General features: G+C 66.7%; 19 protein-coding genes. 11 read left to right on the forward strand and 8 right to left on the reverse strand.

Annotated elements, in window-relative coordinates; translation table 11 throughout:
* Window positions 1-119: 119 nt before the first annotated feature.
* The 3 genes from GIW57_RS15490 to GIW57_RS15500 all read left to right on the forward strand — a co-directional run bounded on the left by GIW57_RS15490 (window position 120) and on the right by GIW57_RS15500 (window position 2,153).
* The gene (locus GIW57_RS15490; protein ID WP_202908230.1) at window positions 120-755 is read left to right on the forward strand and encodes an NAD-dependent dehydratase; all 636 of its coding nucleotides are present in this window, start codon (window positions 120-122) and stop codon (window positions 753-755) included.
* Window positions 755-1,462 carry a YafY family protein gene (locus tag GIW57_RS15495; protein WP_236511886.1) on the forward strand — a complete coding sequence of 236 codons (708 nt, stop codon included), beginning with the start codon at window positions 755-757 and terminating at the stop codon, window positions 1,460-1,462. The genes GIW57_RS15490 and GIW57_RS15495 overlap by 1 nt, the downstream gene beginning before the upstream one ends.
* A 304-nt stretch (window positions 1,463-1,766) precedes the next feature.
* Entirely contained in the window at window positions 1,767-2,153 is a 387-nt protein-coding gene (locus tag GIW57_RS15500) for a VOC family protein (protein WP_236511888.1), read from the forward strand.
* Window positions 2,154-2,263: 110 nt separating this feature from the next.
* Here GIW57_RS15500 and GIW57_RS15505 read toward each other — a convergent pair whose 3' ends face one another.
* The 4 genes from GIW57_RS15505 to pdhA are packed head-to-tail and all read right to left on the reverse strand — an operon-like array spanning window position 2,264 to window position 6,152.
* A complete protein-coding gene (locus GIW57_RS15505) occupies window positions 2,264-3,658 on the reverse strand; it encodes a dihydrolipoamide acetyltransferase family protein (protein WP_236511890.1) in 1,395 nt (464 codons plus the stop codon).
* Window positions 3,655-4,008 (reverse strand): SH3 domain-containing protein, encoded by a 354-nt coding sequence (locus tag GIW57_RS15510; RefSeq protein WP_025874583.1) that lies wholly within the window; start codon window positions 4,006-4,008, stop codon window positions 3,655-3,657. Before GIW57_RS15510 ends, GIW57_RS15505 begins: the two co-directional genes overlap by 4 nt.
* 1 nt (window position 4,009) lies before the next feature.
* Window positions 4,010-5,077, reverse strand: a complete 1,068-nt coding sequence (locus GIW57_RS15515) for an alpha-ketoacid dehydrogenase subunit beta (RefSeq protein ID WP_089237416.1) — start codon at window positions 5,075-5,077, stop codon at window positions 4,010-4,012.
* Window positions 5,070-6,152: a pyruvate dehydrogenase (acetyl-transferring) E1 component subunit alpha gene (pdhA, locus tag GIW57_RS15520; RefSeq protein ID WP_089237414.1), complete on the reverse strand. Its 1,083-nt coding sequence runs from the start codon at window positions 6,150-6,152 to the stop codon at window positions 5,070-5,072. Before pdhA ends, GIW57_RS15515 begins: the two co-directional genes overlap by 8 nt.
* 325 nt (window positions 6,153-6,477) lie before the next feature.
* On the opposite strand from pdhA, the gene GIW57_RS15525 reads away from it, so the two are divergent.
* From GIW57_RS15525 to GIW57_RS15540, 4 genes are all read left to right on the forward strand, one after another.
* Complete coding sequence (locus GIW57_RS15525; protein WP_205405225.1) at window positions 6,478-7,353, forward strand: tryptophan 2,3-dioxygenase family protein; 876 nt, start codon at window positions 6,478-6,480, stop codon at window positions 7,351-7,353.
* A 179-nt stretch (window positions 7,354-7,532) separates the two neighbouring features.
* Window positions 7,533-9,032 (forward strand): oligopeptide:H+ symporter, encoded by a 1,500-nt coding sequence (locus tag GIW57_RS15530; protein WP_100553839.1) that lies wholly within the window; start codon window positions 7,533-7,535, stop codon window positions 9,030-9,032.
* Window positions 9,033-9,048: 16 nt separating this feature from the next.
* Window positions 9,049-9,651, forward strand: a complete 603-nt coding sequence (locus tag GIW57_RS15535) for a thioredoxin family protein (protein WP_100462741.1) — start codon at window positions 9,049-9,051, stop codon at window positions 9,649-9,651.
* A 170-nt stretch (window positions 9,652-9,821) separates the two neighbouring features.
* Complete coding sequence (locus GIW57_RS15540) at window positions 9,822-10,961, forward strand: hypothetical protein (protein WP_236511891.1); 1,140 nt, start codon at window positions 9,822-9,824, stop codon at window positions 10,959-10,961.
* Window positions 10,962-11,002: 41 nt separating this feature from the next.
* Here GIW57_RS15540 and GIW57_RS15545 read toward each other — a convergent pair whose 3' ends face one another.
* The 3 genes from GIW57_RS15545 to GIW57_RS15555 all read right to left on the reverse strand — a co-directional run bounded on the left by GIW57_RS15545 (window position 11,003) and on the right by GIW57_RS15555 (window position 13,349).
* Entirely contained in the window at window positions 11,003-12,064 is a 1,062-nt protein-coding gene (locus GIW57_RS15545) for a PDDEXK nuclease domain-containing protein (protein ID WP_236511892.1), read from the reverse strand.
* Between the two features lie 19 nt (window positions 12,065-12,083).
* Complete coding sequence (locus GIW57_RS15550; protein ID WP_236511894.1) at window positions 12,084-12,311, reverse strand: hypothetical protein; 228 nt, start codon at window positions 12,309-12,311, stop codon at window positions 12,084-12,086.
* Window positions 12,312-12,854: 543 nt separating this feature from the next.
* Complete coding sequence (locus GIW57_RS15555; protein ID WP_050815698.1) at window positions 12,855-13,349, reverse strand: MarR family winged helix-turn-helix transcriptional regulator; 495 nt, start codon at window positions 13,347-13,349, stop codon at window positions 12,855-12,857.
* Between the two features lie 129 nt (window positions 13,350-13,478).
* Here GIW57_RS15555 and hppD point away from each other — a divergent pair, with 129 nt between their 5' ends.
* Together hppD and hmgA are read left to right on the forward strand one after the other, a co-directional pair.
* The gene (gene hppD, locus GIW57_RS15560; protein ID WP_170919610.1) at window positions 13,479-14,591 is read left to right on the forward strand and encodes a 4-hydroxyphenylpyruvate dioxygenase; all 1,113 of its coding nucleotides are present in this window, start codon (window positions 13,479-13,481) and stop codon (window positions 14,589-14,591) included.
* A gap of 103 nt (window positions 14,592-14,694) precedes the next feature.
* Window positions 14,695-15,993, forward strand: coding sequence for a homogentisate 1,2-dioxygenase (hmgA, locus tag GIW57_RS15565; RefSeq protein WP_236511895.1), 1,299 nt, complete (start codon window positions 14,695-14,697; stop codon window positions 15,991-15,993).
* Window positions 15,994-16,111: 118 nt separating this feature from the next.
* Here hmgA and GIW57_RS15570 read toward each other — a convergent pair whose 3' ends face one another.
* Window positions 16,112-16,648 (reverse strand): hypothetical protein, encoded by a 537-nt coding sequence (locus tag GIW57_RS15570; protein ID WP_236511897.1) that lies wholly within the window; start codon window positions 16,646-16,648, stop codon window positions 16,112-16,114.
* Window positions 16,649-16,772: 124 nt separating this feature from the next.
* Here GIW57_RS15570 and GIW57_RS15575 point away from each other — a divergent pair, with 124 nt between their 5' ends.
* Window positions 16,773-17,408, forward strand: coding sequence for a hypothetical protein (locus GIW57_RS15575; RefSeq protein WP_236511899.1), 636 nt, complete (start codon window positions 16,773-16,775; stop codon window positions 17,406-17,408).
* Window positions 17,409-17,481: 73 nt separating this feature from the next.
* Window positions 17,482-18,438: a sodium:calcium antiporter gene (locus GIW57_RS15580; protein ID WP_236511901.1), complete on the forward strand. Its 957-nt coding sequence runs from the start codon at window positions 17,482-17,484 to the stop codon at window positions 18,436-18,438.
* Window positions 18,439-18,460 lie beyond the last annotated feature (22 nt).

Below are 18,460 nucleotides of genomic sequence, written 5' to 3' on the forward strand. Positions count from 1 at the left end.
GGCTGGTCCGTCATGGAACGAATCCTGGGGTGGCAGGGGGCTGGTCAGAGCATATCGGCGCAACTGGCGGTGGCTTGAACCGATAGGATGGGCGACAGGATGCCGCAGTGGAGGTGGGTATGCGTGTGATGTTGCTGGGGGCGACCGGACTGGTGGGCGGGCTGGCCCTGCCGATGCTGCTGGACGACCCGCGCTGCCGCGCTGTGGTGGCCCCGACCCGGCGGCCGCTGGACCTGCGCGACCCGAAACTGCACGCCCCGGTGCTGGACTTCGATCAGCTGCCGGATGCGCCCGGCTGGGCACCGGTGGATGCGGTGGTATGCGCGCTGGGTAGCACGATGGCCCAGGCGGGAAGCCGCGAGGCTTTCTACCGGATCGACCACGACTACCCGCTTGCCTTCGCCCGCCTGGCCAGGACCCAGGGTGCCCGTGCCTTCGTACTGAATTCGGCAGCGGGGGCCAATCCGGGTTCGGCCATCTTCTACAGCCGGGTAAAAGGCGAGCTGGAGCGCGACCTGCGCGCGCTGGGCTTTGCTTCACTGAGCCTGGTCCGGCCGGGCCTGATCGGCGGCCACCGCCCTCAGGCGCGCCGTGGCGAACAGTTCGCCCTGCAGGTGCTGGGTGCATTGCGGCCGGTGTTGCCGCGTGCGTGGCGCATCAATCCGGCCACGCGTATCGCGCGGGCGCTGGTGAACGCGGCACTGGCGCCGGCACCGGGCGAGCACGTGGTGGCTTCGAAAGACCTGGTGGACTGATGTCGCGCGCGCTGCGTCTGACCCAGCTGCTGCAGGTGCTGCGCCGCCACCGCCGGCCCGTCGCCGGGCAGGCACTGGCGGACGAGCTGGGCATCAGCCTGCGCACGCTGTACCGCGATATCGAAACGCTGCGCGAGCAGGGCGCCGACCTGCGTGGGGAAGCCGGTGTCGGCTACCAGCTGGAACCGGGCGACGTGCTGCCGCCACTGACCTTGCCACCGGCCGAGATCGACGCGCTGGTGCTGGGCCTGCGCTGGGTGGCGGCACGCACCGAGCCAGCGCTGGCCGAGGCCGCGCGTGATGCGTTGGCGCGCATCGCCCATGTGCTGCCAGCAGCACGCCGCGAAGCACTGCGTGACAGCGGCCTGCGGGTGGGTCCTTCGCGTACGGCGGCGAAGGTGCCTCCGGCGCGCCTGCAGGCCGTGCGCGAAGCGGTAGGCACGCAGCAGCGGCTGCAGTTCGCGTATGAGGATGCACAGGGACGGCGTACCGAGCGCGTGGTCTGGCCGTTCGCACTGGGGTACTTCGATGAAGTGCCGATGCTGGCGGCGTGGTGTGAGGGTCGCGAGGACTTCCGCCATTTCCGCCTGGATCGCATCCGCCATGTGCGTGCGTTGGAAGAGTGCTACCTGGTGCCGCGTGCCACCTTGCTGCGTCGCTGGCAGAAGGCGCAGGGCATCGCCCCGGATTGGCTGGACCGTTCGTGACGTACCCGCTTTGGTAGAGGTCGAGCTTGCTCGACGCTTTTGCTCTTTGCTCTTTGCTCTTGGTAGATGTCGAGCTTGCTCGACTGCTCTTGCTGTTCGCGGAGAGCAGTCGAGCAAGCTCGACATCTACCAAAGCGGGAGCAACAGCAGTCGAGCAAGCTCGACATCTACCAAAGCGGGAGCAACAGCAGTCGAGCAAGCTCGACATCTACCAGAGCCAGAGCGCGAGCAGGCTCGACGCTACTGACAGGATCTGTCAGCAGGGCCGTATCACCATGAATGCTCCCAACAACGGAGGTTCCCCATGTTCAAGCCCAGCACCCTGCTGCAGTACGTGCACGACGTCGCCGCCAGCGCCACGTTCTACAGCGGCATCCTCGGCAAACCGCCGGTCGAGCAGTCGCCCGGCTTCGCCCTGTTCCTGCTTGGCGATGGCGCCGCGCTGGGCCTGTGGCAACGCGATGACGTGCAGCCGCCGGTGAGCGCCGAAGCGGGCGCAGCCGAACTGGCGATGGTGGTGGCCAATCCTGATGAGGTGCAGCAGTTGCACGATGCCTGGCGCGCACTCGGTGTGCAGATCACCCAGGCACCGGTGGCGCTGGAATTTGGCCACACCTTCGTCGGCGTCGATCCCGATGGCCACCGCCTGCGTGTCTATAGCCGCGCCGAGGGTATGATCGCGCGCGATTGATCAGCGCAAAGTAGATCCACGCCATGCGTGGATGAAGACGCACAAAAAACGCCGGGCAGTGCCCGGCGTTTTTCCAGTTCATGTGCCAACCAAGGTTGGCACCTACCGGATCAGCTGGCCAGCGCCAGATCGTCCATCATCGCGCGCAGGAAGCGGGCCGCTTCACCGCCGGTGGCGGCACGGTGGTCGAACGTCACCGACAACGGGATCACCTTGTGCGCTTCCACGCCGCCCATCACCGGGGTCATCTGGTGGCGGGCACGGCCGGCACCGACGATGGCCACGCACGGCGGCACCACGACCGGGGTCGCGTAGCGGCCGGCGAACATGCCGAAGTTGGACAGCGAGATGGTGTAGCCGCTCAGTTCCGAGGCCGCGATCGAACGCGCTTCCACCTGCTCGCGCAGACGGTTCACGCCTTCGCGGATGCCGCGGGCATCCAGCATGTCGGCATTGCGCAGCGCCGGCACGAACAGGCCGTCGTCGGTATCAACGGCGATGCCGATGTCCACCTGCGCATGCAGGGTGCGGGTCAGCGCTTCACCGTCGAACCAAGCGTTCATCGCCGGCACCTTCTGCGCGGCGACCACGATCGAGCGCACCAGGCGCGCGGTGACGTCGTTGCCCGGCAGCCAGGCGTGGATGTCGGCGTCGTCGTTCAGCGTGGTCGGCACGACCTTGCTGTGTGCATCGGCCATGACGCGGGCCATGTTGCGGCGCACGCCCTTCAGCGGTTCCGGCTGGCCCTTGGCGACCACGCCCGGCGGCTGGGTGCGCATCGGCTTGCCAGCGGCAGACAGCGGGGTGCGTGCGTCGGACTGTACCGGCGCGGCCACCTGCGCCGGAGCCGGTGCGGCAGCAGCCGGTGCAGCAACCACTGCCGGTGCGGCGCCGATCTTCGCGCTGCCGTCGGCGGCAGCCTGCTTGACGTCGGCCATGGTCACCGCGCCATCGGCGCCGGTGGCACGTACGCGGCTCAGGTCCACGCCCAGCTTGCGCGCGGTGGCACGCACGGCCGGCACGGCCTTGACGCCGCCAACGGCCAGCGCCTGTTCGGCATGCACCGCGTTGGAGCTCTGCATCGCGCCGACCACGGTGCCGGCGTCATCACGCTCGGCGGCGGCCGGCTTGGCTTCCTCAGCAGCTACCGGCGCGGCTGCGGTCGGCAGCGGCGGCGGCGTCGGTGCGGCCGGAGCCGCCGGAGCGGCATGGCCGTGGCTGTGGCCGGTGTCCTGGCCGTCAGCGCGCTGCGGCAGGTTCGGGTCCAGCGCGAAGCTGGCCAGCACCGCGCCGGTCGGGATGATGTCGCCGGCAGCGCCGGACAGCTTCAGCACCGTGCCGGAGAACGGCGAGGGCACTTCGACGACGGCCTTGGCGGTCTCCATCGAGACCAGCGGCTCGTCCAGCTTGATCACATCGCCTTCCTTGACGAACCACTCGACGATGGTCGCGTCCGGCAGGCCTTCGCCCAGGTCGGGCAGGTTGAAGTTCTTGGTCTGGCTCATTTGCAGTTCTCTTCCAGCAGTTCCAGTTCGCGGGCAGGCAACCAGCCCGTCGCGCCATTGGCGCGCTCGGACCACCACCACCCGCCGTGTTCGTGATGAAGCTTGACCATCTCGCCGTTCTCCACATCCAGCTCGCGGGCGTCATAGTCGCGCAGGGCTTCTGCGCGACCATCGTCCAACAGCTGCAACCACGCTACCGGTGCCCATCCGGCGCGCCCATCACTGGTGCGCACCCAGGCAAACGCCGGCCATTCCTCGTCACGTACGCCTACTTCGACGATCTGGCCGGTGCGGAACCGGAGCGGGTTGGGATACTGGCTGCGGTAAGCCCCGAGAAGGCGGGCCCGCATGTCAGCCTGCCGCCACCGCGCGCTTGGCCGCCGCCACGATCCGCTCCACGCTCGGTAGATATTTCATCTCCAGGCGGAACAGCGGAATGTGGGTGTCGTAGCCGGTAACGCGCTCGACCGGAGCCAGCAGGTCGTACAGCGATTCCTCGGCCAGGCGTGCGGCGATTTCCGCGCCGAAGCCCGCGGTCTTCGGCGCCTCCTGCACGATCACGCAGCGGCCGGTCTTGGCCACCGACTCGGCGATGGTGGCGAAATCCAGCGGGCGCAGCGTGGCCACGTCGATGACTTCGGCACTGATGCCTTCGCCGGCCAGCTTGTCAGCCGCTTCCAGCGCCTCCTTCACCTGCGCACCCCAGGTCACCAGGGTCACGTCGGTGCCATCGCGCAGCACGAAGCACACGTCCAGCGGCAAGGCTTCGCCGTCGTTGACGACCACTTCCTTGTACTGGCGATAGATGCGCTTGGGCTCCATGTAGATCACCGGATCCGGCTCGCGGATCGCGGCCAGCAGCAGGCCATAGGCGCGTTGCGGCGAGGACGGCAGCACCACGCGCAGGCCCGGCACGTTGGTGAAGATCGCTTCGTTGGCTTCGCTGTGGTGTTCCGGCGCACGGATGCCACCACCCCACGGCACGCGCAGCACCATCGGGCAGTGCAGGCGGCCACGCGTGCGGTAACGCAGGCGCGCGGCGTGGCAGATGATGTGGTCGACCATCGGGTACATGAAGCCGTCGAACTGGGCTTCGGCCACCGGCTTCATGCCCTGTGCGGCCAGGCCGATGGTGAGGCCGGCGATGGTGGTTTCATCCAGCGGGGTGTCGAGGATGCGGTCGGCGCCGAAGCGCTGCTGCAGGCCGGCGGTGGCGCGGAACACGCCGCCGTTGACGCCCACGTCTTCGCCCAGCACCAGCACCGACTTGTCGTGCTCCAGCTCCCAGGCCAGCGCCTGGGTGATGGCTTCGATGAGGGTGATCGGGGTGTCGGTCATGTTCTGTTCTCCGCGCGCGACGGCAGCGCTGTCGGCGGCGTTGGTATGCGCGCTGGACGCGCCGTTCTTGATCTCATCCATGGCGCTGCTCCAGGGCGATCGCCTGGGCACGCTGGGCCAGCAGGTCCTGCGGCGGATCGGCATAGAGGAAATCGAACATCGCCTCGACCGGCTGCACCGGCGTGTTGAGGTACAGGTTCACTTCCTCGTCCACGCGCTTGCCGCACTCGGCGGTCCAGGCCGCTTCTTCTTCCTCGCTCCACACGCCGGCGTTGGTCAGGTACTTGCGCAGGCGCAGCATCGGCTCGCGCTGCCAGGCGTCCTTCACTTCGGCGTCGTCGCGGTAGCGGCGCGCGTCATCGGCGGTGGTGTGGTCGGACAGGCGATAGGTCATCAGTTCCAGCACGGTGCCACCGTCGCCGGCCAGCGCACGTTCGCGCGCCTGCAGCATGGCGGCCATCACCGCGATCAGATCGTTGCCGTCCACCTGCAGGCAGTGCAGGCCGCCGGCCAGACCCTTCTGTGCCAGCGTCTCGGCACCGGTCTGGGCCGAACGCGGGACCGAGATGGCCCAGCCGTTGTTGACGATGCACAGGATCAGCGGCAGCTTGTAGGCACCGGCCGAATTCAGTGCGGCGTAGAAGTCGGTCTTGGAACTGCCGCCGTCGCCGCACACGGCCACCGCGATCTGCTGTTCCTTGTTGAGCTTGAACTTCAACGCAGCGCCTGCAGCGTGCAGGCACTGGGTGGAGATCGGCACGCAGAACGGGAAGTCCTTGGCCGCATTGCCGCCGTAGTCGTTGCCGCGCTCGTCGCCGCCCCAGTACATCAGCACGTCGTGCGGGCGCACGCCACGCATGAACATGGCGCCGTACTCGCGGTAGGACGGTGCGAACACGTCGTCCTTCTGCATCGACGCGCCGATGCCCACATGCGCGGCTTCGTGGCCGAGGCAGGCCGCATAGGTGCCCAGCTTGCCGGTGCGCTGCAGCGCGATCGACTTGCCGTCGAACACGCGCACGAACAGCATCTGCTTGAACATCGGCAGCAACGCGCGCGGGTCGCGCAGGGCCTCGGGCAGGTCATCGCGGACGAGCGTGCCGTCCGTGTCCAGATACTGCAGGTATTCGATCTTGAACTCAGCGGCAACCGTCATTGCGTACTGCACCTTCGACAGAGAAGTTACAAATGATATGAATCGCCATGTTAAGGAATGCGTACGAAAAAGCTCTCCTGCGGCGCAGCACGGCCTACCGTCCTTTGTACCCCCTTCCGGGCGCTTGATGCCAATAACTTCAACGTATTCAGCCATTGCTGCAAAGCATCACAAATGCCCCTGGGCTGAGCGCCAGTAGAACGGCGCAAACGGTTCCACGCGCAACGGCCGTTCCACAGCCGCGCCGCACGCCCCGGTACGGTCATCGCGGCTGCCAGCGCGGCAGCAACGCGCTACCCTTGCCGCCCCCGATCTGGTCCCGCCCATGTCCGTCGACAACAACCAACGCGATCTCGAAGCCGGTATCCACACCGACCTGCAGGGGCGGCTGACCTACGGCGGCTACCTGCGGCTGGACCAGCTGCTCAGCGCGCAGCAGCCGCTGTCCAATCCGCCGCATCACGACGAGATGCTCTTCATCATCCAGCACCAGACCTCCGAGCTGTGGCTGAAGTTGTTGGGCCACGAGCTGGGTGCGGCAATCGGCTTCCTGCAGCGCGATGAGGTCTGGCAGTGCCGCAAGGTGCTGGCGCGCAGCAAGCAGGTGCTGCGCCAGCTGACCGAGCAGTGGTCGGTGCTGGAAACGCTGACCCCGTCCGAGTACATGGGTTTCCGCGACGTACTGGGCCCGTCCTCGGGCTTCCAGTCGCTGCAGTACCGCTACATCGAATTCCTGCTGGGCAACAAGAACGCGCAGATGCTGCAGGTGTTCGAGCACGACACGGCCGGGCAGGCGCAGCTGCGCACCGTGCTGGAGGCGCCGAGCCTGTACGAGGAGTTCCTGAAGTACCTGGCCCGCTTCGGTCATGCCGTGCCGGCGGTGTACGAGGCGCACGACTGGACCCAGCCGCATGTGGCCGATGACGCACTACAGCCGGTCTTCGAACGCATCTACCAGGACACCGACCGCTACTGGCGCGAGTACGCGCTGTGCGAGGACCTGGTGGACCTGGAAACGGCCTTCCAGCTGTGGCGATTCCGCCACATGCGCACGGTGATGCGGGTGATCGGCTTCAAGCGCGGCACCGGCGGCTCATCCGGCGTGGGCTTCCTGGCCAAGGCGCTGGAACTGACCTTCTTCCCCGAATTGTTCCAGGTGCGCACCACGCTGCAGGTCGCGCCCCCGCCGGATCTGGCCTGATCCCCATTCAGCTTGGCCGCCTGCGGCTGGCTGGATCGTTTCAGATGCAAGTTCAGCGAGCAGGCTGCGACCTGCCTCAAACGGCGTGTATTTGACGTGAACGCCAGAAGTCGGTGATCCTCGCGCGTTGCTTCACCGCACATCGGACGTGCCTCCATCCACCGAACCAGGAATTCCGCATGAGCGTAAACGCCACTGCGAACACCCCAGAGCCGGCGCTGCCGGACTTCAACACCACGATGGGCCACCCGCGCCCGTTGTGGATGCTGTTCATGACCGAGTTCTGGGAGCGCTTTGCGTTCTACGGCATCCGCTGGGCGTTGGTGCTGTACATCGTTGCCCAGTTCTACAACGGCAACGCCGCCGGTGAAGGCGACGCCAGCCGCATCTACGGCGCCTACCTGGCGCTGGTGTATGCCGCCGCGATCTTCGGCGGCTACGTGGCCGACCGGGTACTGGGTTACCAGCGCTCGATCCTGACCGGCGCGATCATCATGGCTGTCGGCCTGTTCATGATCTCGCTGCCGCAGGAGCACATCTTCAAGCTCGGCCTGGCCACGATCATCGTTGGCAACGGTCTGTTCAAGCCCAACATCTCGACCATGGTCGGCAAGCTGTACGGCCTGAAGGACGAACGCCGCGACTCGGGCTTCACCATCTTCTACATGGGCATCAACATCGGCGCGATGATCGCCCCGGTGCTGACCGAGTACCTGGCCCGCAAGGTCTTCGGTACCTCGGAAATGCCGTCGTACAAGGTCGTGTTCATCGCCTCCGGCGTGGGCATGCTGATCTCGCTGGTGTGGTTCTACATCGGTCGTGCCGGCCTGAAGGGCATCGGTGCACCGCCGGCTGGTGCTGAAGGTTTCGGCCGCATCATCATGGTGCTGGTCGGTTCGCTGTTCGCCATTCCGGTGGCTTACTTCCTGCTCGCCACCGGCGCCACCGCGCTGGCCTGGATCCTCGGCGTGATGTTTGCCGCCCTGGCCGTGCTGCTGCTGGTGGAAGGCATCCGCGAGGGCAAGGTGCAGCGCGACCGCGTGATCGCCATGCTGATCATCTTCGCCTTCAACGTCATGTTCTGGATGTTCTTCGAACAGGCCGGCAGCTCCTTCACCTTCCTGGCCGAGAACATCGTCAACCGCCAGCTGGGTGAGTGGACCTTCCCGACCGCATGGTTCCAGTCGGTCAACTCGGTGGCGATCATCACCCTGGCGCCGATCATCGCCTGGATCTGGGTGGCCCTGGGCCGCGCCAATCCGTCCATCCCGCGCAAGTTCGGCCTCGGCCTGCTGTTCAACGGCGCGGCCTTCGCACTGCTGATGTTCGCCCTGTCGACCATGGTCGTGGACGGCAAGATCCCGTTCTGGACCCTGTTCATGGTCTATGTCATCCAGTCGGTCGGTGAGCTGTGCCTGTCGCCGATCGGCCTGTCGATGGTGACCAAGCTGGCCCCGGTACGCCTGGTCGGCTTCGGCATGGGTGGCTGGTTCCTGTCCACCGGCATCGGCAACAACCTGTCGGGCATCTTCGCCGGCGCGGTCAGTGGTGAAGGCGGCATGACGGTCGAATCGGCACTGAAGGGGTATACCTTCGGGTTCTGGGCCTTGATCGGTTCGGGTGTGGTCCTGTTCCTGGTCGCGCCGCTGATCAACAAGCTGATGCACGGCGTGAAGTAATGAGAGGGTAGTGGGCATGCGTACAACGTTCGGTGGTGCAGTGGTGGCAGTGGTGTGTGCGGCGCTGATCGGCGCCTGTTCGCAGCCTCAACCTCCCGCGGCCCCTGAACCTACGCAGCCGCTCGATACCCGCCCCACCGAGCCACCGGTCGCTGACCCCAGCGAACCGGTGGCCTCGGGCAACACCCCGGCGGCGGCCGATATCGCCGCCATCGCCGGGCTTGGCGCGCAGTTCGACCCGGCCCGCAATCCCGTTGCCGACCTGGAAACGGCCAAGGTCGAAGCCCAGCGCGGCAACAAGCGGATCATCCTGGAAGTGGGCAACGCCGCCTGCGAGCCCTGCCATGCGCTGGATGAAGCCGTGGAAGGCAATGGCGATCTGCGCCGCTTCCGTGATGCCCACTACGTGTGGGTGAAGGTCAACGACAGTGCCGAGAATCCGAACGCGGCCTTCCTGGGCCAGTTCCCGCCGCTGCAAGGCGAGCACCCGCACCTGCTGGTGATCGATGCCGACGGCACGCTGCTGGCGCCACAGCCCAGCGAAGCGATGCACAAGGGCAAGACCGTGCAGACCGCACGCGTGATGGCGTTCCTCAAGCAGTGGGCGCCTGACCGGTAGCACCGGGCCTGCCCGGCAGCCTCTCCGCTGCCCGGCCATCCACGCATGGCGTGGATCTACTGCGCGCGCCGTCACACTCTCCGACTCCACATCTCAACTTCAGCGTGCGCACGCCGTTACCGGCAAGGACTTCAGTCGACGACCCGTCGATGCAACCTACCGGAACGCCCATGCACAGCGACCACGCCGAACGTCTGCACGAACCTGCCACTGAACTGGCCGAAGGCGGAGCAGGCGACGGCGTGACCCTGCCACCGCAGGAAGCCCTGCTGGACGATGCCGGCACCGGCGAAGCCGCCCTTGAACTCGCGCCGCCGCGGCATCGGTTGCCGCAGATCGCCTTGCCCGACAACGTGGTGCTGAAGGGCGCGGTGCAGAAGCTGGTGGAACAGAAGGCGCGGCTGGATCGACTGGCCGCCGAAGGACAGCTGGCCGGTCTGCTGCCGCCGGAATGGCACGGCAACGGCGTGCGCGCGATCGACCTGTCCAGTTTCGTGCAGGGCGTGCTGCCGTTCCTGCAGCCCGGCGAGCGTGGTGAAACCGCACCGGCCCGCCTGCCGGTGCGCCATGTGCTGGGCGATGACAGCCGCTGGGGCCTGGCCGATGTACCCGAACCGAAGTCACTGGCCTGGTACCTGGCCAGCGATGACCGCGCCAACGCGGGCAGCAAGGATGTCGCCGAGGCCTATCTGGTCGGCGCGCTGGGCCTGGCCTGGATGCAGGAAGGGCGCAGCCGCCCCGGCTTCCTGCGTGCGATGGACCAGGACAGTCTGGCGGCACGTGTGACCATGCTGGGCTACCCGCCACCGAGCGAGCTGGCGCTGTACAGCGTGACCGCGCACGGCCAGCCCCAGATCTGGTGCGTGCATGGCCGGCGCAGGCTGCGCCCGCTGGTGGCGCCGTGGCTGAGCGTGCCGCTGCTGACCGCCTATGGCGTGCCCGCACCGGTGGCGTGGCCGGGCAGTTTCCCGCCCGTTGAAACCGTGGCCGAAGCGATTGCCGCCGCGCGTCCGGGCAAGCTGCTGCCGGAAGTGGATCTGGGCAAAGTGGTCGCCAAGATCGCCGAAGATGCCGCGTCCGAGGCGTGGCAGCCGGTCAGTCTGCTGCAGCTCAACACCTGGTCGCCGCGCTGGCCGTTCTTCCTCGGAACGTTTGTCGGCCTGCCGTCGCTGCTGCTGGTCACTGCCGCGCTGGCATTGCCCGGGGCCGTTGAAGCGGCCACCGTTGCCGCCTCGCTGGGCTTTGCCGGGGGGGCCATCGGCGCGCTGGCGGTGCCGTGGATCCATGCGCGGCGCAAGCATCTGAGCTGAGTGCGTGGGCCATCTGCGCGTGGCGTGGGTCTGTTGACGCCCTAACGCTCGATCTCTGCCGCAGTGAACTCCATGCGTTGCCGCGCACGCTCCGTGGCGGCCTGCAGACGTTGCTTGAGGACTTCCCGGGAGGGAAGGGATGTCAGGTACTCCGCCACATGGATGCCTGAGCGGTCCAGCTCCAGCAACTCGATCTGGCCTGCCTTCTTGCCTGTGCAAAGGATGATGCCCAGCGGTGCCTCTTCACCTTCCTCCCGCTCATAACGATCCAGCCAACGCAGATAGAGCTCCATCTGGCCCTTGTACGCTGGCTTGAAGTCACCGATCTTCAGTTCGACGGCCACCAGCCTGCGCAGACGGCGGTTGTAGAACAGCAGGTCGAGATGGAAGTCATCGTCGTCGATCTGGATGCGTTTCTGGCGGGCGACGAAACTGAAGCCTGCCCCGAGTTCAAGCAGGAATCCCTGCATTTCACGCAGGATGGCGCCTTCCAGTTCCTGCTCGTCCCAGCACTCCTTCAGCCCGAGAAAGTCCAGTACGTACGGGTCGCGCAGGACCAGCCCCGGGGAGAGCTGCTGGTTCCTGCGCAACGCCGACAGCTCACTGGCAATGGTCTGCTCGGGCTGGCTGGAAAGTGCCGTACGTTCGTACAGCATCGAGTCGATGCGCTGGCGCAACATGCGGACACTCCAGCCTTCCGTGCTGGCCATCTGGGCGTAGAAGTCGCGCTTGAGCGGATCAGACAGCGGGATCAGCGCGATGAAATGGGGCCAGCTCAATTGTCGTAGCAGCGATACGACAATCTGCTCGTCGGCAAATGCGATGGAGAACTGCACCATCCTGCGCATGCTCTTTTCACCGAAGGAACCGCCGAACTCGGCAGACAGTGTCCTGGCGATGCGCTTGAACAGGACCTCTCCATAGCGTGCCCGACGTCCTCCCATCTGATCGACATGGATGCGACGACCTATGCGCCAGTACAGCAGCGTCAGTTCGGCATTGACGGTCCTGACCATCCCGGCGCGGGCCGTGGATATCAGTTCCCGGATATCAGCCAGCAGGTCGTGGGTATGCGGCAGGGTGAGGGGCGGTGTGTCATCCATGAGGTGCCTTCCAGCAGGGTCAGGGTTCGGCTATCACCCGCAGCGCACTGGCATAGCCCTTGGCGAGACTGGTCAGGTCGAGCAGCCGGTTCAACGACAGCAGCAGACCCGGCTGGCAGGCCTTCAGGCGCTGATATTCGAACCACGCCTGGGTGACGGTTTCCAACGTGGCCAACGCCTCATCGATGCGCTGCAGGTCGGCTTCGCGGTCGATGGGCTCGGTGGTGGGGTGATTGGGACGTGTCATGGCGAAGCTCCGGGGAGAGGCCGCCGGAAAGGCGGCAGGCGATGCGTGGTTGAAAGACCGCTCAAACGCGAAAACGGTGGGCACCAGGCCCCACGCACCGCCCGCCATAAGGCAGACCCGGCTGCAGAATGGCGCCCACCGTCAGATGGGCACCATTGGTGCAGCGTCGTTACGCGTTTGATGGACGGGCTTTCAACCCCGGCAGCGGTGCTCCGCTGCGCGCCTACCCTCGGGCCGATGGGACCGGCAGTCCAATAGGCAATGCCATTCGATGCGCGAATTTCGATACAACCGCTCTGTCGATCAGGACTCTACCGGCCCGATGCCGAAACATCAGGTGGTAAACGCGACACGTCGAGTCGAATCCGGCTGAAAGACCGTTCGTCGGCGGGCCATGAACACCGCGCGTTGCACGTCATCGATGGAGCGCGCCGGATCCCTCACAGCGCAGCCCGCGACATAATCCATGCCTGGCGTGGGTCCATGTGTCGACCAAGGTCGACACCTACCAAGAGCGGCGGGGTGGGCGCCGCCCCGAAGGGGTCAGACCCCTTCGCCCATCCGCTCCAGGCCATCCCCGGCCAGACGCAGGATCAGCTTCTCCAGCACCTGCTCCTCTTCCTCGCTCAGCACCGACATCAGCTTGCGGGTGATCTCGATCACCATCGGTGCGATCGTCTCGTACACCTCGAACCCCGCCGCCGACAGCGCCAGCACCGAACGACGGCGGTCATCGCCATGCGTCTCACGCTTGATGAAACCGCGCTCCAGCAGGCGCGCCACCGCGCGGCTGACCGCCACCTTGTCCATCGCCGTGCGGTCGGAGACCTCGCTGGCCGACGACCCGGGGTACAGCGCCAGGATGGTGATCACCCGCCACTCCGGGATGGCAAGGCCATAGCGGTCGCCGTACAGCTTGGCGATGTTGCCGCTGACCCGGTTGGACAGCACGCTCAGCCGGTACGGCAGGAACTGTTCCAGGTCGAGCAGGACGTGGGAGGCACGCAGGCGGGTGGAAGCGGGATCGGCGGGGCTCATGTTGCGGTGCACCTTGCTGGTGGTTTCAAGTGTAACTATAAGTGTTGGGTCCGTACCCTGCATTCTCGCCGGGTCCAACCCCGCCCGCACCTGGTTTGTGCCGATGCGGCACCGATTCGGAGCCACGCCATGAATACCGCAGTCCCGTCCGCCTCGCATCCCAACCCCGGCATGCAGGTCACCACCTTCGAAAACCCGATGGGCATCGACGGCTTCGAGTTCGTCGAATTCGCCGCACCGGCCGGCCGTGGTGCCGAGCTGCACGAGTACTTCCGCAAGATGGGCTTCAGCGCGGTGCTCAAGCACAAGCAGCGTCCGATTACCGTCTATCGCCAGGGCGACGTCAACTTCCTGGTCAATGAAGACCCCGATTCGTTCGCTGCCGACTTCGCCGAGAAGCACGGCCCGTGCGCCTGCGGCTTCGCCATCCGCTTCAAGAAGCCGGGTGCGGAGGTCTACCAGACCGCGCTGGGCAATGGCGCTGAAGCCATCGCCTTCAAGCCGGAGAGCAAGGCGGTCAACGCCCCGGTCATCAAGGGCATCGGCGACTGCATGCTGTACCTGGTGGATCGCTACGGCGATGCCGGCAGCATCTTCGATGGCGACTACGAGCTGATCGCCGGCGCCGAGCTGCGCCCGAAGGGCTTCGGCCTGACCTTCATCGACCACCTGACCCACAACCTGTACTTCGGCAACATGCAGCAGTGGTCGGACTACTACGAGCGCCTGTTCAACTTCCGCGAGATCCGCTACTTCGACATCAAGGGCCTGAAGACCGGCCTGGTGTCCAAGGCGATGACCGCGCCGGACGGCATCGTGCGCATTCCGCTGAACGAGTCGTCCGACCCGAAAAGCCAGATCAACGAGTACCTGGACGCGTACAAGGGTGAGGGCATCCAGCACATCGCCTGCTTCACCGAGAACATCTACGAGACCGTTGAAGCAATGCGCGCGCAGGGCGTGGATTTCCTCGACACGCCGGAGACCTACTTCGACGTGATCGACCAGCGCGTGCCGAACCATGGTGAGGACGTTGCCCGCCTGGCGAAGAACAAGATCCTGATCGACGCCGACCCGGAAACCCATCAGCGCAAGCTGCTGCAGATCTTCACCCAGAACTGCATCGGCCCGATCTTCTTCGAGATCATCCAGCGCAAGGGCAACGAAGGCTTCGGCGAAGGCAACTTCACCGCGCTGTTCGAGAGCATCGAGCGCGACCAGATCCGCCGCGGCGTGCTGTAAGGTCTTCGGTAGCGCCGGGCCAGTCCCGGCGCCTGCCCATCTGTAGAGCCGAGCCATGCTCGGCTGCTTTCCGTTCCGGTCCCGCCGTACCCAGGAGCCCCCCATGTCCAGCGCCATCACCGCCCGCGGCTACCAGTCCGGTTTCGGCAACGAGTTCGCCAGCGAGGCCGTGCCCGGCGCACTGCCCATTGGCCAGAACTCGCCGCAGAAGGTGGCCCATGGCCTGTATGCCGAGCAGCTGACCGGCACCGCGTTCACCGCACCGCGCGGCAGCAACCGCCGCAGCTGGCTGTACCGGATCCGTCCGGCGGTGACCCACGGTGAGTTCACTCCGTTCGCGCAATCGCAGCTGCAGTGCGATTTCGGTGCGCAGCCAGCCTCGCCGAACCAGCTGCGCTGGAGCCCGCTGCCGCTGCCGGAGCTGCCGACCGATTTCGTCGAAGGCCTGTACACGATGGGCGGCAACGGTTCGCCCGACGCGCATGCCGGCGTCGGTATCCACATGTACGCCGCCAACCGTGACATGGTCGGCCGCTACTTCTACGACGCCGACGGCGAGCTGCTGATCGTGCCGCAGCTGGGCAGCCTGCGCCTGCTGACCGAGCTGGGCGTGATCGAGATCGAACCGCAGCAGATCGCGGTGATTCCGCGCGGCGTCCGCTTCCGTGTCGAGCTGCCTGACGGCCCGAGCCGTGGCTACATCTGCGAGAACTTCGGCGCACTGCTGAAGCTGCCCGACCTGGGCCCGATCGGCTCCAACGGCCTGGCCAATCCGCGCGATTTCGAGACCCCGCATGCCGCATTCGAAGACATCGACGGCGATTTCGAGCTGATCGCCAAGTTCGATGGCCGCCTGTGGCGTGCCCCGATCGACCACTCGCCGCTGGACGTGGTCGCCTGGCACGGCAACTACGCGCCGTACCGCTACGACCTGCGCCGCTTCAACACCATCGGCTCGATCAGCCACGACCACCCGGATCCGTCGATCTTCCTGGTGCTGCACTCGCCCAGCGATACGCCGGGCACCAGCAACATGGATTTCGCCATCTTCCCGCCACGCTGGCTGGTGGCGCAGAACACGTTCCGCCCGCCGTGGTTCCACCGCAACATCGCCAGCGAGTTCATGGGCCTGGTGCATGGTGCCTACGACGCCAAGGCCGAAGGCTTCGTGCCGGGCGGTGCGTCGTTGCACAACTGCATGAGTGGCCACGGTCCGGATGCGCCGACCTTCGACAAGGCCTCCAGTGCCGATCTGTCCAAGCCGGACGTGATCAAGGACACCATGGCCTTCATGTTCGAGACCCGTGGGGTGATCCGCCCGACCGCGCAGGCGCTGGCCGCGGGCCACCGGCAGGGCGATTACCAGCAGTGCTGGAACGGCCTGCGCAACAATTTCCGTTGATCGTCCGCATCCACGCATGGCGTGGATCCATCGGGAAGCGCGATATCGCACTTGGCGTGGATCCATCCGGGTTCGTGATGCGGTAGATCCACGCCATGCGTGGATGCTGTTCGCCGGATCAGGCGATGGCCGCGAACGCGTCGCAATGCTCCACCGGCAGCGCCTCCATCAGCCGCTGCCGCACGCGTTGGCAGTAACCTTCCGAGGTCAGTGCCGGCAGCACCTGCAGCGCTGATTGCATCACCCGCAGGACCTCGCCTTCGGCGCGCGCCTGCTGCAGGTCGCGGAACAACGCCGCTGCGTTGGGATGCCGCTGCATCTCAAGGATTCCCAGCACATAGATGCGCGCGGCGACCAGCGAGCGGCGTCGCTCGACCGGTGCGGCAGACGCTGCGGCGGCTGACGGCGCCAGCGGGGCAGCAGCCACACTCGGCGCAGGCTGCATGGAAACGGCGGCGTCCGCGCCGGTCACCAGGTAGCCAGCCTGGATCAGCTGGATCACCATCGCTGCCGCGTCCTGCCCCAGCAGTGCGGTCAGCTCGGCGATGCTGCGCTGGCCATCGCACAGGATCAGCAGCCGTCGCTGGCGCATGTCCAGCGGCGCGCGGTGGGCCTGCAGCGCGGTTCGGGCGAGGTCGGTCTTGCGCGGTTGCATGGGGTGGACAGCCAAGTCGGTGCTTGCCCAGCCTGAATGAGGGCGATGAAACCGCGATGACAATGCAGCGCCTGCACGCGTGCTGGGGTAGCGTGCACCCACCCTGTGCCAAGGATCCGCACCGATGAAGCACCTCCCGATTGCCGGCCTGCTGCTGTTGTCGCTGGCCGCCTGCAACCGCAGTCCCGAAACCGCCGCGCCTGCCGCCGCCACCGCACCGGCGAAAGACGCCTCCGTTCCCGCCGACGCCGATCTGGCCACCGCATCGCCGGTGGATCCGCGCAGCGACAGCCCGGCGCGCCTGGATGGCTTCGGCGGCGCCACGCTGGGCGCAGGCATCGCCGAGGTCCGCAGTGGCTTCGGTAAGCCCTTGCAGGGCCTGGGTACCGATGCCGCTGGCAAGCCGCTGCCTGCCGACGATGCCAATGAGGGTTGCTACTTCCTGCGCCCGCAGGATGCCGAAGACCCGCGCCTGATGTTCGAGGCGCGCAAGCTGGTCCGCTACGACGTACGCAGCCCGTCGATCGTCGCCCCCGGTGGCGGCCGGGTCGGGATGACCCTGGGCGAGCTGCAGGTGCTCTATCCCGAGCGCGCCGACGTTGGCCCGGACAAGTACGACGACAAGGCCCAGCACCTGCGCGTGCGCCCGGCGCAGGAAGGCGCGGCGATCATCGATTTCGCCCTCGGCGCTGACGGCAAGGTCGGCGCCTGGCGGGTCGGCAGGACCCCGCAGGTTGACTACGCCGAAGGCTGCGGCTGAGCCACCCTCCTCGGCTCACCCGCTGCGGGTGGGCCGAGCGTAGAATCGCGCCACGACCGCTGGGGAGTGCTCGATGATCGCCATTGCCATTGCCTGGTTCCTGCTCGGCCTGCTGCTGCTGGCGCTGGGCGGGGACTCCATCGTCAAAGCCGTTTCCGGCCTGGCGCAGCGCTTCGGTGCCAGCGCATTCACCGCCGGCTTGTTGTTGCTGGGCATCGCTACTTCGCTGCCGGAGCTGGCGGTCAACGCCCGCGCGCTGGTGATGGGCCAGCCGGAGCTGGCCTTGGGCAACGCCGTCGGCAGCAGCGTGGTCAACCTTGGCCTGACCCTGGCAATGGCTGCCATTGCCGCGCCGTTGCTGTTGCGTGCCCGCCTGCAGACGGTGCTGTGGTGGGCGCTGCTGGCCGCGGGCCTGCTGCTGATCGTGTTCGGGCTCGATGGCCGCCTGCTGCGCTGGGAGGCTGGCGTGCTGGTGGCCGGGTTCGTGGTGGTGCAGGTCCTGCTGCTGCGACGCGGGCGCCATGAGAGCGCCGAGGTACAGGCGATCATCGCCGAGTCGGCACTGAGCCGCACCAGCCTGCCGTTGAATGTGTTGCGCCTGCTGATCGCCGCAGTGGCGCTGTACTGGGGCGCGCGCCTGGTGGTCGGTGCTGCCGCCGATTTTGGTGCTGCGCTGGGCTGGACGCCGCTGCTGGTCGGTCTGTTGCCGGTGGCGATCGGCACCGCGTTGCCGGAGGTGGCCGCCGCCGTCGCGGCGGCGCGCCGTGGTCACGGCGACATGGTGCTGGGCCACGTGCTCGGTTCCAGCGTGGTCAACCTGATGCTGGTGATCGGTGCGATGGGGCTGCTGCAGCCACTGGCGTTGCCGGCCTCGTTCGTACGTCTGGAGCTGCCGGCGCTGCTGGCGTTCGCCCTGGTGCTGTACCCGATGCTGCGCGGCGACCTGCGCATCAGCCGCATCGAAGGTGCGGTGCTGCTGGGCGCGTTCGTGGCCTGGCTGGGGCTGGAAATCGCATTGACCGCCGCCTGATCGAATGTCGTGCCGACCAACG

Source organism: Stenotrophomonas sp. PA-6-5C (genome assembly GCF_021605635.1).
GTDB classification, from domain to species: Bacteria; Pseudomonadota; Gammaproteobacteria; order Xanthomonadales; family Xanthomonadaceae; genus Stenotrophomonas; species Stenotrophomonas lactitubi.

Excerpts from the sequence above, each read along its gene's own strand:
- GIW57_RS15490 (WP_202908230.1), top strand. The coding sequence starts at position 120 with ATGCGTGTGATGTTGCTGGGGGCGACCGGACTGGTGGGCGGGCTGGCC.
- GIW57_RS15580 (WP_236511901.1), top strand. The coding sequence starts at position 17,482 with ATGATCGCCATTGCCATTGCCTGGTTCCTGCTCGGCCTGCTGCTGCTG.
- GIW57_RS15500 (WP_236511888.1), top strand. The coding sequence starts at position 1,767 with ATGTTCAAGCCCAGCACCCTGCTGCAGTACGTGCACGACGTCGCCGCC.
- GIW57_RS15575 (WP_236511899.1), top strand. The coding sequence starts at position 16,773 with ATGAAGCACCTCCCGATTGCCGGCCTGCTGCTGTTGTCGCTGGCCGCC.
- GIW57_RS15510 (WP_025874583.1), bottom strand. The coding sequence starts at position 4,008 with ATGCGGGCCCGCCTTCTCGGGGCTTACCGCAGCCAGTATCCCAACCCG.
- GIW57_RS15515 (WP_089237416.1), bottom strand. The coding sequence starts at position 5,077 with ATGGATGAGATCAAGAACGGCGCGTCCAGCGCGCATACCAACGCCGCC.
- GIW57_RS15545 (WP_236511892.1), bottom strand. The coding sequence starts at position 12,064 with ATGGATGACACACCGCCCCTCACCCTGCCGCATACCCACGACCTGCTG.
- GIW57_RS15495 (WP_236511886.1), top strand. The coding sequence starts at position 755 with ATGTCGCGCGCGCTGCGTCTGACCCAGCTGCTGCAGGTGCTGCGCCGC.
- GIW57_RS15540 (WP_236511891.1), top strand. The coding sequence starts at position 9,822 with ATGCACAGCGACCACGCCGAACGTCTGCACGAACCTGCCACTGAACTG.
- pdhA (WP_089237414.1), bottom strand. The coding sequence starts at position 6,152 with ATGACGGTTGCCGCTGAGTTCAAGATCGAATACCTGCAGTATCTGGAC.
- GIW57_RS15555 (WP_050815698.1), bottom strand. The coding sequence starts at position 13,349 with ATGAGCCCCGCCGATCCCGCTTCCACCCGCCTGCGTGCCTCCCACGTC.
- GIW57_RS15505 (WP_236511890.1), bottom strand. The coding sequence starts at position 3,658 with ATGAGCCAGACCAAGAACTTCAACCTGCCCGACCTGGGCGAAGGCCTG.
- GIW57_RS15530 (WP_100553839.1), top strand. The coding sequence starts at position 7,533 with ATGAGCGTAAACGCCACTGCGAACACCCCAGAGCCGGCGCTGCCGGAC.
- GIW57_RS15535 (WP_100462741.1), top strand. The coding sequence starts at position 9,049 with ATGCGTACAACGTTCGGTGGTGCAGTGGTGGCAGTGGTGTGTGCGGCG.
- GIW57_RS15550 (WP_236511894.1), bottom strand. The coding sequence starts at position 12,311 with ATGACACGTCCCAATCACCCCACCACCGAGCCCATCGACCGCGAAGCC.
- GIW57_RS15570 (WP_236511897.1), bottom strand. The coding sequence starts at position 16,648 with ATGCAACCGCGCAAGACCGACCTCGCCCGAACCGCGCTGCAGGCCCAC.
- GIW57_RS15525 (WP_205405225.1), top strand. The coding sequence starts at position 6,478 with ATGTCCGTCGACAACAACCAACGCGATCTCGAAGCCGGTATCCACACC.
- hppD (WP_170919610.1), top strand. The coding sequence starts at position 13,479 with ATGAATACCGCAGTCCCGTCCGCCTCGCATCCCAACCCCGGCATGCAG.
- hmgA (WP_236511895.1), top strand. The coding sequence starts at position 14,695 with ATGTCCAGCGCCATCACCGCCCGCGGCTACCAGTCCGGTTTCGGCAAC.